Origin of the sequence: Serratia inhibens (genome assembly GCF_003591175.1) — a bacterium.
In the GTDB taxonomy this organism is placed as follows: domain Bacteria; phylum Pseudomonadota; class Gammaproteobacteria; order Enterobacterales; family Enterobacteriaceae; genus Serratia; species Serratia inhibens.
The window spans coordinates 58,157-73,263 of sequence record NZ_QYYG01000007.1 but is presented as its reverse complement, the minus strand read 5'-3'; the positions used below and the strand labels follow the sequence as shown (position 1 = coordinate 73,263).

Sequence of the window (15,107 nt, the reverse complement as noted above, 5' to 3'; positions counted from 1 at the left end):
TGCGTTCAACGGCTAATCAAAAGGTTTTCTTAGACTTTGTAAAAAAACTACCTGAGTCTCAGCAATCAAAAATTATTATTATGAGGTAAGTATTATGGGGTCTACGGTTTTCTTCGGTTACACTACGGATAAAAGTTTACATGTGACATTGAATCGTGGAGCTTCGGATGCTTTGGAGTTACTTATTGATGATGTGTTGGAAAAAAAACATCCCAAACTCCACGAGAAAATAATGGAAATGCTTCCACTTGACCAAATCCATTTCGTCGAACTAGATAACCATTAATTCAATATGGTAATTAGGGCGGTTCGTCAGTGTATTTCCTCTTGGGATGCACCTACGGAATGGCAATTACAAGAGAAGAAAGTCTGGGAGGAAGAGGCTGAACCATTAGTTGTGTTGGATCCAAGATATAATCAGGAGATGGATTACGATTAATGAGCAAGAGAACTATCAGAAAATTGGTCAACTCCTGATAAATGCAGGGCCGGAAGATGCGAAGAAGATCATAGCTAGAACTGAGCTGTTCCCTGAAGGTGATGGTTGCAAATATGAGTTTTACTATGTTGATTTTTCAGGAAAGTTAGATTGGCCCGATCCTGATGGGAGAGCGATGAGAGATCTGACAAAACTGCTTACAGTCATTCATGCTCGTTATTTGGGGGGGAATTAAGTGGATATAGAAATTACAAGCCCTATCAATATCACATTGGACGTAATAGAACTTGATGAACATATTCCATCATTGAAGTTTAATTTGGCGATTCAAGTGAATAAATTTAATTATAGCTTGAGTGTAGCTTCTCAGCTATGGCTTGAATGTCAATGCTTTGATGAGTTTATCGATAATATACGGAATGAGGATATTGCTCATCTTAAAGATATGAATGGGGGCTTTGAATTGATTTTAAATCCAGTTTTAGGCTGGCTTGAATGGTCATGCGCTAAAGAAGATCTGGATGGGTATGTCACAGTATCAAAAGGCAGAGAAAAATTAACGGACGAGGCAAAATCTGCAATATATGCAGCGTTTAATAATTATCCTAAATGGTGGTGACTGTCAGATCTAAGCTACTAAAACTGAAAGTAACCCCAGCCTTGGCTGGGGTTGTTGCTTCTAAGCCCTAAATCCCCCCAACTTCTCACCGCCGCAACCGGATCAGACCGGGTGCGGCGGTGACTTCAAGCTGTTCAGCCTCAGTGATTCCAGCCTCGAACAGCCAGTCGCCACTAATAACCAGTTCGCCATTCTGCCGCACCCAGTCCGCCCCCAGATCCGTGCGGTGCTGGCTGGGTATACTCGGCTCATCCATGAGCCTCGCCCCTGTCGGGGCCGCTGCAAGCAGCGTTCAAATCTGCTCCAGGCAGATTTGTCACACAGTGCTTCCCAGATAGCATCGTCGGTAACGGTAGAGATCCACAACCCGTCCGGCCGCAGCGTGAGCTGCAACGGCTCACCGATACCAAAACCCAGCTCGGCCAGTTGGTTGCCTGCAATCGTCAGTTCGGGGATCGGTTCAGGGGTAAAGGTGATGTTCATGTGGCGGTTCCTTCCGTGGTGGGTGCGATGCGGATGATCAACTGACCCGGTTCAGTGATCACCTCGATCCTCTGGCCGGTGGTAAAGCCGAACTGCTCCAGCCATTTACCGGTAAGGGTCAGCTGTGGTGGCGGGTTGGGCTTGCCGCTGTTGGGGCGGTAGCCAACAATGCACTTGCGTGCTTGGGGTGTGGCGGGTTCTGACGTAGAATCTGCTCTAGCCATAGTAACTACTCCTATAGTTGCTTGTGGTGAGCAGTAACAGCAGGTTGCACCCTGCTGTTACTGCGTTATTTTCATGACCCTTCTTTTGTAACTTTTCTTGCTGAATCCCAACGTCGGGTTTGATAGCGGGTAATCAAACTTTCCAATACTTCGCGGATTACCGCCTGTTCGCCTTCATTCAACTGGCTGACAGCTTCGAACTGTAATGCCAGTGCATAAGTATGCCCACGTTCATATTCATCAAAAAGTAAGTAATCAGTACTGACCTGCAATGCTATCGCTATTTTTTTGAGAGCATCCAGAGAAGGAAATGCTTGCGCATTTTCATATTTCTTCCAACTGTTTACATGAATGCCAATGGTATCGGCCATATCTTGTTGGGAAAGCCCTAATCTTTGACGTAACTCATTTAATCGGGCAGCTAATGGCATAGAAAACAGAGTCCTGTTAAAGGGAGTTACCCAAATAGTATTTCATTGTTACCCCGTGGAATGGGTTTATGTTTAAAGGGTATCATTATGTTTAAAAAATACATCCTGATGTTTTTAAGTGTGCGAGATACTTCGCAAAACGCTAATGGCAGGGGAACTTCATATTGGTAGTATGGAAAGGTGCAGGCAAGGATGCCACGGTAGGGCGGTAGCTTGCTTTCTCCAATTAAATCTATTTTTTAGCCAGTGCAGACGGGCAAGGATGTCACCCTGAACGCCAACCGCGACGTGAACCTGCTTTCCGCCAAAAACACCCAGTATCTGGACGGCAAGAACGAGAGCCAGGGCGGCACCCTTGGGGTGGGCATCGGCGTCGGCTCCGGCGGCATCGGGCTGAGCGTTTCGGCCAGCGTCAACAAAGGCAAGGGCAACGAGAAAGGCAACGGCACCAGCTACACCGAAACCACGGTCAATGCCGGTAAGGTTCCAGGGTCTGTGTATGATTTCATAGGCGGTATGTCGTCCGAGTTTACTAGCGGCTTTATAAAGAATTTTTCAAAGCCTGTTGATGAAAAGGGGAATAAAAAATGATGGGTTCGCTTATTAAATACATCAAGCTATTCATCTATAGTTGGGTGTTTTGCATTTCCTTCTTGCTATTAATTGGTGCGGTTATTTCAACGCTGTCGTTTTTCAGTAGTGGGGAGTTTAAATTTCCTTTTGATCAGGTCTTAAGAGCTGTGTTTTTCGGCTTTGTCGGAGGAAGTGCAATATCGTTGGCGGCTATTTCATTTAAGCTTTTAGATTGGTATCGGTCGCGTAAAGACAAAAAGGTATAATGATTATGGTGTCGTGTTAATTTTATTTTTAGTTTAAAGATCGAGATTAATTATGCTTGTAAAGCGATTGATAAAAATACTGGCTGTTACCCTCTCTGTCGGCGCTGTCTCTGGTTGTTCAGTGAGCTTAACAAAATCTATGGAAGATTATGCGGGTACAGATTCCGCCAGGATCAGAGTGAAAAACTACCTGCCGCCGTTAACGCTGGAGGTTTATGAAAAATCAGGAGAGTGTTACAAACTTGCCGATGCCAGGACGTTAACCGCCGGGGTTAACGTTATCGGTATAAAGTCTACCTACAATAAAAAATTGCCGGGTATGTTGCCGCCGTCGCCTGAAATGCAGGGCATGGATGCGATAGAGTATAAAATCAAAGCGAATCAACATGTCAGTATCACCTATAAAGAAGAGACGTTTAGATCGCAATACAATCAAACTATCGCCACCCGCTCCTCCAGTTTCGTTCCTGAGGTCGGCCACGACTATGATATTTACCCAGCTAATGCGTATGTAAGCATTATTGATTTAACAGCGGGTAACCATGCGCCAAGATATTGGGGAAAAGAAGATAAAGAGTGCAGTTATAAAACAGGTTTGCTGGGTGGTAGAAATTATGAATGACGTGAAGTAGTTCTAAACTAACCTGTCTAACTCATTAATTATAATGTCGGGTTTGCTATGCTCTAATCTTACCTATCTTCGGTGCCCGCCTTAAGCGGGCCCCGGGACAACGACTAACCAGCAGGCAGGGCACGCTCATTGTGGAGCAGGGTGACAACCCCCACGCCGCCAAGGACAAGGCCGGCGGCGGCCAGCAGCAGTGCGGGTTCCTGGGAGGCAAACAGTGCAATGCTGAGTGACGAAATCAACGGGCCAATAAGCTGACCGGTGGCGTAGCCCGAGGTTAAAAGACCTACGGTTCTGGCCATCGAGCCGGAAGAAAGCTCCCGCGCCAGTCTCATGGTCAATTGCATGATGACGAGAAATCCCAAACCGGTCAGTATCGTTGAAATCAGCAAGCCGGCCACATTGTGAACCAGCACGGCGGCGGCCACACCTATCCCTTGTAAAATCATGGCGCCAGCGAGGCTGTTGCGGGTATTGAATTGCGCGGCAAAAAATATCACCAAAATGACCCCAATGGCGGCAGAAAGACCAAAAAGCGGCCAGAAAAAGGCGGAAATCTGCCCGACAGGAAAGGTGGTTCTCGCCATCTGAGAAAGGAAGGTTGCGGGCAATATATAACCAAATCCCGCAAGCGCATAAATAAATACCAGCCTTTTGAGGTTGCTGCTGACAGGCGTTTTATTAACGCGCGGTTGAGCGGAATCAACCTCTTTCGGTAAATGCCGAAAGATGATCAACGCGGCGAGTAGCGCCACTGCGCCATAGACATACCATGAAAGCGAGGCATGATAATGCGCCGAGGACATGAGCCAGGCCAGTAAACCCGAAAGTGTGATACCGAGTCCTGGGCCTGTAAATACGGCTGCAGATAGCCGGGGCGCGTGATTACCCAAAAGAATGAGCTGTGTCCAGGTGGTCACGATGATCAGGGCCCATGCTCCGCCAATACCCGCGGCCAGCCGAAAGAGACACTGTAGTGCAAAGTTTGGGGTCGAGCCGGACAGGAGGGTGGCCATGACGGTAATGAGGAGGCCGGCCTTTAGATAAAGAGCGTGTCTACTCTGCATGCGGCTGACGTGCAGCGCCCCAATGAGATAGCCGATGTAGTTCATCGATGCCATGATCCCGGCACCGGAAAGTGTCAGATAGCCGTCGTTAATCATCACTGGGATTTGCGGCGTTAACGAGAAACGGCCGATCCCCATCACGGCGATGAGCGTCATAATGCCGATAAACATGGTCGTTATATTGCTGGGTGCTTTTGCGTTCATCTACAGCCTTTCTATACGCTATTGCCGACGAGATGTCGTAATCTAGGCGGCTATGTTAGAAGGCCATTCCTCTGATGAAAATAGGGCAGATTATCCTATGACCAGGAGTCCTACCCAGGAGCAGTTATGTCGAGAAGTGAGGATATAAAAACCTTTTTACTCAAGCGCCGAGCAAGACTTAATCCGGAAGACTACGGGTTCAGTAAAAACAATCGGAGGGTGAGTGGATTACGCCGGGAGGAGGTCGCACAGTTGGCCGCCGTCAGCGCAAGCTGGTATACCTGGCTCGAACAGGGGCGTGATATCAGTATCTCACCTGCGGCGCTGACTCGTATTGCCCAGGTTTTGCGATTAACAGACATTGAACAGGATTATCTCAATGCGCTGGTTTTTGGCTCCGGCTCCTCAAGACGCACTCATGATGAAATTCCCCGAGAGGTGATGGCCATGGTAGATGCCCTGGATCCTCACCCCGCCTTTGTCAGACGCGAGAATATGGACATCGTTTACTGGAACAATGCGGCTAAAACCAAAATATTCGACTGGTCAAGCATTCCCGTCACCGACAGAAACTCACTCAAGCTCATGTTTATCCAGGATGACTACCGCCGGAGACTCAATGACTGGGAAAGCGCCGCGCGGCATACCATCGCCTCATTTCGCGCCTATTACGCGACCGGTAATCACCCTGCTGCCTTTAAATCTGTTGTTGACGATTTGATGGCAAGAAGTGCGGAGTTTCGTACCCTGTGGGATTATCATGATGTCAGCAAGGTGGGGGCAGGAAATAAAGATATCTTTGATGATAAAGGCCAGCTCAGGCATTACACCTACACCTCGCTTGAAGTAGAAAACAATCCGGGCATGTTCGTGATTTTTTATTGTCAACGTGTCCTGGAATAACAAGCTTTTACCCGCTATGGCCGGGACAGTAAAACCGATGCAGTGAGCTTACGGAGGGTAAAATTTTTCAAGGACCATCTCCTTTGGCCAGGGTAAAAGATGCGGTTCCGCTGTTGCTGGTCATTGACGCGCCCCATTACGGATATTTTAGCCTGAGTTGGGGCTTTTTTCTCGTCACGGCGTGGTAAGATCCTGGGGGAAATAGGATAAAGAGTGCAATTATAAGACCGGTTACTGGGCGGCAGAAATTACTATTAATGCGTGCTGGTTCGCAACTTACGAGTTTGACTGATTTATTTTTATCTCATGTCAGTTATTATTTATTCTTGTTTGTTAGCAGTTGGTTTTATAAATTCCAATAAAACATTCATGTCATCAATAACTCATGGGTTCACATGAGTTGACGCTGTATTTGTTCTACTTACTATTAAGGATGATTCGATGAAGAAGTTAGTTATCGCCAGCATGGTTATTTCCACTCTGGGCCTCAGCGCTGCGGCCCATGCCGGGCAAAGCACCCTTAGCGCCGGTTATGCGCAAAGCAAGGTGCAGGACTTCAAAAATATCAACGGCGTTAACCTCAAATACCGTTACGAGTGGGATTCACCGATCAGCGTGATCAGCTCCTTTACCTATATGAGCGGCGATCAGAGCGAGTCTTACTACCTAACTCGCGACAGGATAGATAACCATGCGGAAGTTAAATATTACTCCTTGTCGGTTGGTCCGGCGTACCGCATTAACCAATATATCAGCGTCTATGGTCTGTTGGGCCTGAATTATAATAAGGTCGACTACAAGTCATCCTGGCATAACTACGCCAACAACACTTACGAGTATATGGGCGAAGAGAGCGGCAACCAGAAGAAAACCTCCTTGATGTACGGCGTCGGTTTCCAGGTTAACCCAATGGAGAATCTGGCGATTGATGTCGGCTACGAAGGCTCCAGACTGGATGCTGACGGCAGGAACCTCTCGATCAACGGCTTCAATATAGGCGTTGGCTATCGTTTCTGATGAGTTGAACGCTGCCGGCCTCCCCATTGCGGGAGGCCGACAACCTTTACCCCCATTTTTCGATAAACCGCCCGTCACGAATATCTCAGGCTTTGCCCATCAGCGGATCGCTGACGCTATCCCGGCCGGTTTCCAGGCGTCCCGCCAGCCGCCGTTGCCAGCCGTGCGCACTCTCCAGCACCAGATCGTACCAGCCGCCGCTGGATAGAGTATCGAAGGCCTGTCGATGGCTTTCGCCCGGCGGCAGTTCAATGCGCCACGGGCCGCTTTGCGTATAAGGGCAGCGGGCGATAGTGACGGTTGCTGCCTGGACGCCGGGGTTGTTGAGCGCCAGTTCCAGGCTGCCGTCATGTGGAATCAAACGCACTTCCGGTTGCGGCTGTTGCAAGGTGCCGCGCAGCTCGCGATGGAAACCGTTAGGCCCCAGCAGCCAGAGGTGATACTCGTCCGTCGTTTGCCAGTCATCGCTGAGCGCCTTGCCGGCCTCGACGGTGTAACGACGCGGGATCTGGTCCAGATGCCGCTGGTCGTAAACGTGAAACACCGCGCCCTGCTCACCGGTATTCAACAGGTTGAGCGTCAGCCGTTTTTGTACGGGATCGGCGCTGGCTTCGACATGCAACTGGTAAGGCAGCGCCCGGGAAGGGCGCGCCAGCCGCTGCTGATGCGGTAACTGCTGGCTGCCAGGCGGCGGCAACGGCACCTGCGGCAGCTGTTCCTGGCGCATGCGCAGGCGGTCGGCGCTGTGGCGGGTGGTGGCCGGCAGCTTGGGCAAGGTTTCCCCGTTGGGATCGACAAAATTGAATGCCGAGGTGAGATCACCGCACACCGCGCGGCGCCAGGCGCTGATGTTAGGTTCATGCACCTGAAAACGTTTTTCCAGAAATTGCAGCACCGAGGTGTGGTCGAATACCTGCGAATTAACCCAACCGCCGCGGCTCCAGGGAGACAGGATCAGCATCGGCACGCGTGGCCCGGGGCCATAGATGCGGCCGTCCGGCGGCGGTTGCTCTTGCGAACCGGGCGGGGCGGCGTGCTGGAAGATCTCGGTTTCGAACGGCACCGTAGATTTGCCGGCGAAACTGCCGTCTTCCCGCAACGAAGGCGCCGAAGGGGAAGGCATGTGATCGAAGAAACCGTCGTTTTCGTCGTAATTTACCAGCAACACGGTTTTGCTCCACACCTCGGGGTTGTCGGTCAGCGCATTCAGGATCTCCTGGGTAAACCAGCCACCCTGCACCGGGCTGGAAGGCCCGGGGTGCTCCGAGTAGGCCGCCGGGGCGATTATCCAGCTCACCTGCGGCAGCTTGCCCTGCTGCACGTCGGCGCGAAAACCGGCCAGCATAGCGTCCAGATCGTTGCCGTCGGCGGCCGGCAGAGTATTGCCGTTGCCTTTGTACAACGGCACGCTGTCGTTCAGCTCGTCGCGATAGGGCACAAAGGCGGTGAAGTCTTTCGGCGGTTGCGCCGGGTTGCCCACTTTAACGCTGGCGGCGCGGTACTGGCGAAAACCCGCCAGCGGGTTATCGGTGAAGTTATCCGGCAGGAATTGGTAAACCTTCCAGCTGACGCCGCTCTCCTCCAGCCGTTCCGGATAGGTTTTCCAGTCGTAGCCGACGTCAACCGGGCCGGGGCTATCCCACTCGTTGACCACCACGGCGACGTTGGCCGCCGACGGGCCGTTGGTGCCGGTCCAGTGGAACAGACGGTTGGTGTTGGTGCCGGCGTGGATTGAGCAATGATAGGCGTCGCACAGGGTGAAGGTTTCCGCCAGGGCAAACTGGAACGGCAGCTCGTGACGACGGTAATAACCCATCGAGGTCGGCGTTTTATAAGTGGGCCAGGCATTCATCCGGCCATGGTCCCAGGCCGATTGCTCATCCACCCAGGAATGCGGTGTGCCGTCGACGCGCTGGGCATTGCCGCGCTTGCTGTCCAGATGGTAAGGCAACACCAGCCGCTCGGCACCCTGCTGTTGCCAGACATGACGGCCTTCCTGCAGGGGAATGGTGATGCGATCGCTAAAGCCGCGCACGCCGGGCAGGGTGCCGAAGTAGTGGTCGAAGGAGCGGTTTTCCTGCATCAGGATCACCACATGCTCGACATCCTTTATCGTGCCGGTGCGGTTATTGGCCGGTATGGCCAGCGCTTTGCGAATCGAGGCGGGTAACAGTGAAAATGCCGATCCGATGGCGGCAGCCTGCAGTAACTGTCTGCGTGAAAAATGGGGCATGCGTCGTTAACTCCCTTTGGCGGTGTGGTTTGAAGATAGCGGTTAACGACGGTAATGGCCAAAAATAACAAGGAGATGAATGGGGAAAATAATGCCCCCGAGCGAGGGCATTACAGGGCTGGCGTTTATTGTCTGATCAACCGGCCCAGGGTTGGCGCCTTTTCGAAATCACTGCGGAACGGGTTGATGTCCAGACCGCCACGACGGGTGTAGCGAGCGAATACGCTGAGTTTTTCCGGCCGGCAGTGTTGCTTGATGTCGTTGAAAATGCGCTCGACGCACTGCTCGTGGAACTCATTATGCTGGCGGAAGGAGATCAGGTAGCGCAGCAGGCACTCACGATCGATTTTCCGGCCCTGATAATGGATCACCACGCTACCCCAATCCGGCTGGTTGGTGACCAGACAGTTGGATTTCAGCAGATTGGAGGACAGCGTCTCCGTCACGCTTTCCGCCTGTTCGCTGGCGGCACCGTGCAGATATTCCGGTTTGAAGTCAAAGTCATCCACGGCAATATCCAGGTCGTCAATATTGATGCCCGGCAGGTGGTCGATTTGCGATGAATAACCCTCTAACCCAGGATACAGCTTCACCCCTACTTGACCGTTGGCGGCCTGCGACAGATCTTTTTGCATTGCGGCGCTGACCTGTTCCACGCTGTCGAAACGCGTCTGGTTAAAGCTGTTGAGATACAGTTTGAATGATTTGGACTCGATCAGGTGGGTTGAGGAATAGGGCAAGGCGAATTCGCCAATGCCGACTACCGGCTTGCCTTTGGCATTGAGCCAGGACAGTTCGAAGGCGGTCCACAGATCAAAGCCGTGGAATGGCAGGTTCTGTTCATCTACGCCGATCAGATCCCGACCTCGTGCGCGCGGCAGGGCTTCGAGCAACTCGGGAGCATACTGGTCCGGGTAATCGGAGTTGGCGCCAAGATGGGTGATTTTATCTTGTTTTTTGATATGCATATTGATTGCTCCTTGCAAGATCGGTATTGATATAGCGGTTAAACAGGCTGCGGGCGGCGTAAATCGGCCCAACACCGACCAGGGCGTAGACTACCTTGATCAGGAACTGTGACAGGATCATGGTTTTGATGATATCCCAGCTCAGGACGTTGTAGAACGCCAGGGTACAGAACACCACGCTGTCGATGGCCGAGGCGACCACGGTGCTGGTGATCACCCGTACAAACAGGTAACGGGAGTTGGTCAGTTCCTTGATTTTGCACAACAGATAGGAATTGACGTTCTCGGAGATTAAATAGGCCGCGGATGAGGCTACCAACACTGCCATGATGCTGTGGACGATGCCGTCATAAGTCTTGCTGAATTCCCACTGCGGAATGCTCGGCACCAGCGTGGTCGCCCAGACGCCCAGCACAAAAATCAGGTTGGCCATAAACGAGATGATAATGGTGCGTCTGGCCAGCCGCAGTCCGTAAAACTCGTTCAGAATATCCACCAGGATAAAGGTGAGGGGGTAAATAAATATTGCCGGGGGCGTGATCAGGTTCAATGCGGGGATTTGAATCGGTTTGACGCCGCACAGGGTTGAGAAGATATAAATCACGCTGAGCGCCACGGTAATGATCAGATAGGCATACCAGGATCGTTCATGACGATCGCTGAGCTCATAGGCGGTTTGCTGTTGGTTATTGCCGTAGATTTTGCGATAGAGCGCTTGTAACTCATGGCGGCTCAGATCTTCCGATATGTCGCTGTCGGCCAGTTCATTCAGCCCCATGGTAATGGTTTTACCTGTGGCTAATACCATGACATTGGCAGCCAGAGTGCCATGACGGGTAAACCCCAGCAGTTTAAATTTTTTATTAGATTCCATTTATAGCCTTTCTCCAACGATATAACCCAGAAATCGCACGGTATCTTCCATGCCGCTATCTTCTTTGCCGTTAACCACAAAGAAGCCGTTTTTTCCCGAGTGATACAATAAAGGCGAATCGCAAACCAGCACCGGCGGGCGTTTTATAATAATGACCTCGCCTGGGATAAATGAACCTTTTATTTCGGTTTCTATTTTCATTGCTACCATATTTGACTCATCGCCGAAGAAATAAGTCAAAGGGAACGCGGTGACCAACTGACCGACCTTCCATGCAGCGACCGAGAGATATCGGGACTGGGGAATGACGGGGATAGCGGAAGGGTTTTTATTCCCCTCGGTGGAAAGCGTTTCGTTGAGCAGCTCCAGCTTTTCCAGATCATAGTCTTCAATCTCTTCGCAGGAAACGCCGAAGAAGTCTGAAATCCGGTTAACGGTGGCCTGCTGCACATTGTTGACCCGGCCATCCAGAATTTTATAGAGGGTGGTGCGCGTCAGGCCGGTGCGGTTAGAAAAGGATGCCTTGGTTTCGCCCCGGGTACGCATCAGATATTCTATATTTTTAATGATGTTGATTTTGCGCTGAGCGTTGGTCGTCTTCATAAGCATTCCTTACAATATTGTTGCAGGCAGTACTATATCCTACGCACCGACATTGTCTACAACGGACGTATTCCTCACGATGATAAGCGCCTGATTACCCTTTAGAAACAGATGCTATAAAATTAACTTATTCACCTAATTGATTACTTAATCATGATTAGCATGCTGTGTAATCTGGGTAATTATATTTAAATCAATTTGTTATGTTAAGTTTTTGAAAAAGTGGACACAAAAGTGATTTTTATGTCCACTTTTATGTTGACCAGAGTGGTTTGGGTGGGCTACTGTTCATCCATACTGAAGTGTTTCTTGATGATCAAAACAGTTTAATACGGTCATTAACGGCTTCTATAATAAAAAACTCAGAGGGGAGGCGTTTCCATTCTCTGAGTATTAAAGGATGTTTTTAGCTACCGACACCAGGGAATTCCAATCACGTCTCCGGCCGTAAAGCCGCAGTTTTAAACCCACCGAAAGTCCAGATGCCAGTCGGCTGTTTAGCCGACCGATATCTATTTTATTGCCCCAGGCAATACAGCCCGAACCCCGCCTTATTTTTCTCTATGCTTAGTCCTGCCCAGAAAGAACCGGGCGCATAAAGCTCCGTTCATAACTGATGATGCTGCGATTGCGTTTTTCCAGCTCGTAAGCGGCGCAACATTCTGCGTCCGCAGCCATTTTTATGCGGTATTCCTCGTAGGCGGCCAGGCTGGGAAAACTGAATAACGCCAGCGCGATGTTATTGGCGCCTTCCGACGGCAAAAAATAACCGTGGTGCGTGCCGCCCATGCGATTGACCAGCGGGATCCATAAACGGGCGTATTGCTCAAATTCGGCGATTTTGTACGGATCTAAAACATATTTTAGGGTGCAGGTGATCATGGGTGGGTCTCCTGGCTCCCCAGCCTGTGGGGAGCCTTGCTATGAGTGGGACAGATCGGATTACGTCAGTTTTTGCGAGGGTACCGGCTTCTGATAGCGGCCCAGTGCCAATTTGCATGCCCAATATAAGAGACTGGCGGCCAGCAGTGAATTGATTGTTGGTACGCCCCACTCGGTAACCAACCCGACGATGCCACCCACGATACTGGCGATTATCGCCGTCCAGCCAATCGTCGGCGTCTGGTCCGGCAACTTGCCTGCCTTTCGGCTCTCATCCAGGATTTTACGGTGGGTGCGCAGCAGATAATAATCCACCAGCATGATGCCTATAATCGGCGGGAACACCACACCAAGCACCGTCAGGAAATCGACGAAGCGGTCCAGGATCCCCAGCACGGACAGTGTGGTGCCCAGCACGCCGATAACCAGCGTGGTGGCGGTGTATTTCAGTCTTTTGCCGGTCATGCCTTCGACCGCATTGACGATGCCGAGCGAGGAGGAATAGAGGTTGAGGTCATTGACCCTTAAGGTAGAGAACACCACCACCAGCAGGCCTGCACCGCCGGCGGCCTGAGACATGATGGTCACCACATCTGCCGTGCCGAGCGTCTTGGCGATCAGGATCGCCAGGCCATTGACCACGAACTCCCCGGCGATGATGGTGAAAATTGTCACGCCAAACACGTGTTTGCCGTTCCTGGAATAACGGGTCAGATCGGGGGTCATCAGGCTCGCCACGATGGCGCCGCCGACCACGATGGTGATGCCGGCGCTGATGGTCAGCGGCTCTCCCGGCGGCGCCAACTGGATAATTTCCTGCAGGTTATGGCCGGAGAGGGCGGTGATGGAAATATAGGCCACCAGCATGATGAACATCGGAACCGCAATGCGGGCGGCAATGCGCAATGCCTTGAAGCCAAACGCCACCAGAATCGTCAACAAGGTGCCGGACAGGCCGGCGGCCAGGCCAAAGCCCAGTTTATTGCCCAGGGCGAAATCCAGCGATTTGGCGAAGATGGCGTTTTGTATGCCAAACCAGCCCAGCAGGCTGATGGCCACCACCACCCCGATCAACACCGAACCCAGGCGGCCGAAACCGCACCAGCGGGCCAGCAGGCTGCCGGAGATCCCTTCGCGCATGCCCGCCAGCCCAAGGCCGTAAGTCACCACGCCAAATATCAGGCTGCCGATAAAAATGGCGCTGAACGCATCAAACAACGTCATGGAGTGGCCGAGCACCGCTCCAAGCATAAATTGGTCCAGGGCGGTCAGCATGCCCATATGCACGATGGCCACGCTTAAAAAGGAGACTCTTTTATCCTGCGGTACCCGCGTTAACGGATAGTCTTCAATCTTGATCACGATAAGGTGTTCCTTGCTGTTCAGATAAACTGGATGCCTTTTGCTATCAGGCGATCGGGAATATAGCTGTCCAGACGCGCATATTTGCAAAACTCCTCAAACTGTTGCAGCGTATGGACGTCAGATTTCTGATAGATGTTATATATTCTATTTTCTATCGTTTTGGTGCTGATGTTATATATTTTTGCTATTTCTTTCACCGACAGCCTTTGCAGCATTAAAAATATAACGTCAAGCTCGGATTGGGTGAAAATAGTACTGTTCACTTCGGTGGTCAGTACGCTGGGTTTTTGCTGGTTGATGTATTTTAGCGGCGTTAGCGTGTTAAGCGGTTTGGCATTCCACATCACCCCGAACACCTGCTTTTTATCATTGTAAATGGGCAGCTTTTCGCTGATAAAGGGGGTCAGGCTGTCTTTCCCGTACCAATAATGCGTTTCTATTACGGCAACCCGATCCCGCGACATTTCCGTCATTTTGTCGTGTTCTATAAAATCGTCTGCGCAGTCTGCCCAGTCGGCGGGAAACTCGTCGTCCCGTTTGCCGGCGATATCGAAACTCAACGGCGTATTGGTATAGAGATAGGCGGCCTTGTTCATATAGATATGACGGGATTCCAGATCCTTAATGCCCCAGGGATCACTTAAGTGCTCCATCATGGCAATAAGACCCTGCAAATAAAATTCATTATTTTTATCGGGCGAATCCATTCTGACCTCACCGATTAAAATTGCGTTAAATTTCTTTCGCCAGGTAATGACGCGTATGCTTTTTGGCATAGCCGCCTAAATTGCCATAGACCTGATAACCCAATTTTTCGTAAAAACCTCTGGCCTGGAAGTCGAACGTATCGACATAGGCCATGTGGCAACCCCGTTTACGGGCTTCTTCTTCCGCTTTTTCCATCAGTTGGCGGCCATAACCGCTTTTACGATGGTCATCGCCGACCCAGAGATATTGTACTTCAAGGCCGCCCCACCAGGTTCTGGCCACCAATCCGGCAACGATTTTACCGGCGTCATCGGTAACGGTCAGAAACAGCGGGTGGATATCTACGGGTTGATAATGCTCGTTGTGGGCCCAAAGGCTGTCGATAATGTACTCTTCGTCCTGTGGGTTAGGCTGGTCCGTCACATTGATATTCATGGCAGTAATATACTTTCCCTTGGTAATAATTTGTGTTGAAATTAAATGGAATTCACTCAACTCGTTTAACTATCACTTTTCATAATGTATTACAAGGGTGCTTTTCACCCGTTCCCGTCAGGCAGACCAGCGGTTATATTGAACGTGACGGGGCAAAACAATAGCGTAGTACACGCATAAATATC

At 50.8% G+C, this 15,107-nt stretch carries 16 protein-coding genes and 2 pseudogenes; 6 read left to right on the top strand and 12 right to left on the bottom strand.

The window, feature by feature from the left end:
- Nucleotides 1-674: 674 nt before the first annotated feature.
- Nucleotides 675-1,058, top strand: a complete 384-nt coding sequence (locus D4100_RS19215) for a hypothetical protein (protein WP_119805039.1) — start codon at nt 675-677, stop codon at nt 1,056-1,058.
- Nucleotides 1,059-1,143: 85 nt separating this feature from the next.
- Here D4100_RS19215 and D4100_RS26035 read toward each other — a convergent pair.
- The 3 genes and pseudogenes from D4100_RS26035 to D4100_RS19200 form a co-directional block, all read right to left on the bottom strand.
- Nucleotides 1,144-1,541, bottom strand: a pseudogene (locus D4100_RS26035) (SymE family type I addiction module toxin).
- Complete coding sequence (locus D4100_RS19205) at nt 1,538-1,765, bottom strand: SymE family type I addiction module toxin (protein ID WP_119805038.1); 228 nt, start codon at nt 1,763-1,765, stop codon at nt 1,538-1,540. Before D4100_RS19205 ends, D4100_RS26035 begins: the two are co-directional and overlap by 4 nt.
- 71 nt (nt 1,766-1,836) lie before the next feature.
- On the bottom strand, nt 1,837-2,196 hold the full coding sequence (locus D4100_RS19200; protein ID WP_119805037.1) for a helix-turn-helix domain-containing protein: 360 nt from the start codon (nt 2,194-2,196) through the stop codon (nt 1,837-1,839).
- A gap of 246 nt (nt 2,197-2,442) precedes the next feature.
- On the opposite strand from D4100_RS19200, the pseudogene D4100_RS25925 reads away from it, so the two are divergent.
- The 3 genes and pseudogenes from D4100_RS25925 to D4100_RS19185 form a co-directional block, all read left to right on the top strand.
- Nucleotides 2,443-2,676 (top strand): annotated as a pseudogene (locus tag D4100_RS25925) (hemagglutinin repeat-containing protein); the annotation flags it as partial.
- Between the two features lie 107 nt (nt 2,677-2,783).
- Complete coding sequence (locus D4100_RS19190) at nt 2,784-3,035, top strand: hypothetical protein (RefSeq protein ID WP_119805036.1); 252 nt, start codon at nt 2,784-2,786, stop codon at nt 3,033-3,035.
- Between the two features lie 52 nt (nt 3,036-3,087).
- Nucleotides 3,088-3,657, top strand: coding sequence for a hypothetical protein (locus D4100_RS19185; RefSeq protein WP_244941684.1), 570 nt, complete (start codon nt 3,088-3,090; stop codon nt 3,655-3,657).
- A 113-nt stretch (nt 3,658-3,770) separates the two neighbouring features.
- Here the strand turns inward: D4100_RS19185 and D4100_RS19180 are convergent, their stop codons facing one another.
- A complete protein-coding gene (locus D4100_RS19180; RefSeq protein ID WP_119805035.1) occupies nt 3,771-4,934 on the bottom strand; it encodes a YbfB/YjiJ family MFS transporter in 1,164 nt (387 codons plus the stop codon).
- 126 nt (nt 4,935-5,060) lie between these two features.
- On the opposite strand from D4100_RS19180, the gene D4100_RS19175 reads away from it, so the two are divergent.
- Together D4100_RS19175 and D4100_RS19170 are read left to right on the top strand one after the other, a co-directional pair.
- Nucleotides 5,061-5,837: a helix-turn-helix transcriptional regulator gene (locus D4100_RS19175; RefSeq protein ID WP_119805034.1), complete on the top strand. Its 777-nt coding sequence runs from the start codon at nt 5,061-5,063 to the stop codon at nt 5,835-5,837.
- Nucleotides 5,838-6,278: 441 nt separating this feature from the next.
- Entirely contained in the window at nt 6,279-6,854 is a 576-nt protein-coding gene (locus D4100_RS19170; RefSeq protein WP_119805033.1) for an Ail/Lom family outer membrane beta-barrel protein, read from the top strand.
- 85 nt (nt 6,855-6,939) lie between these two features.
- Here the strand turns inward: D4100_RS19170 and D4100_RS19165 are convergent, their stop codons facing one another.
- The 8 genes from D4100_RS19165 to D4100_RS19130 all read right to left on the bottom strand — a co-directional run bounded on the left by D4100_RS19165 (nt 6,940) and on the right by D4100_RS19130 (nt 14,922).
- Nucleotides 6,940-9,087 carry a phosphocholine-specific phospholipase C gene (locus D4100_RS19165; RefSeq protein ID WP_119805032.1) on the bottom strand — a complete coding sequence of 716 codons (2,148 nt, stop codon included), beginning with the start codon at nt 9,085-9,087 and terminating at the stop codon, nt 6,940-6,942.
- Between the two features lie 125 nt (nt 9,088-9,212).
- Complete coding sequence (gene queF, locus D4100_RS19160; RefSeq protein ID WP_119805031.1) at nt 9,213-10,055, bottom strand: NADPH-dependent 7-cyano-7-deazaguanine reductase QueF; 843 nt, start codon at nt 10,053-10,055, stop codon at nt 9,213-9,215.
- Nucleotides 10,033-10,929, bottom strand: a complete 897-nt coding sequence (locus tag D4100_RS19155) for a queuosine precursor transporter (protein ID WP_065506622.1) — start codon at nt 10,927-10,929, stop codon at nt 10,033-10,035. Before D4100_RS19155 ends, queF begins: the two co-directional genes overlap by 23 nt.
- Entirely contained in the window at nt 10,930-11,532 is a 603-nt protein-coding gene (locus tag D4100_RS19150) for a helix-turn-helix domain-containing protein (protein WP_065506621.1), read from the bottom strand.
- 567 nt (nt 11,533-12,099) lie between these two features.
- Nucleotides 12,100-12,414, bottom strand: coding sequence for an NIPSNAP family protein (locus D4100_RS19145; protein ID WP_065506620.1), 315 nt, complete (start codon nt 12,412-12,414; stop codon nt 12,100-12,102).
- 60 nt (nt 12,415-12,474) lie between these two features.
- Entirely contained in the window at nt 12,475-13,776 is a 1,302-nt protein-coding gene (locus D4100_RS19140) for a cytosine permease (protein ID WP_065506619.1), read from the bottom strand.
- A 20-nt stretch (nt 13,777-13,796) separates the two neighbouring features.
- Nucleotides 13,797-14,486, bottom strand: a complete 690-nt coding sequence (locus D4100_RS19135) for a helix-turn-helix transcriptional regulator (protein WP_065506618.1) — start codon at nt 14,484-14,486, stop codon at nt 13,797-13,799.
- A 25-nt stretch (nt 14,487-14,511) separates the two neighbouring features.
- On the bottom strand, nt 14,512-14,922 hold the full coding sequence (locus D4100_RS19130) for a GNAT family N-acetyltransferase (protein WP_119805030.1): 411 nt from the start codon (nt 14,920-14,922) through the stop codon (nt 14,512-14,514).
- Nucleotides 14,923-15,107: the final 185 nt, after the last annotated feature.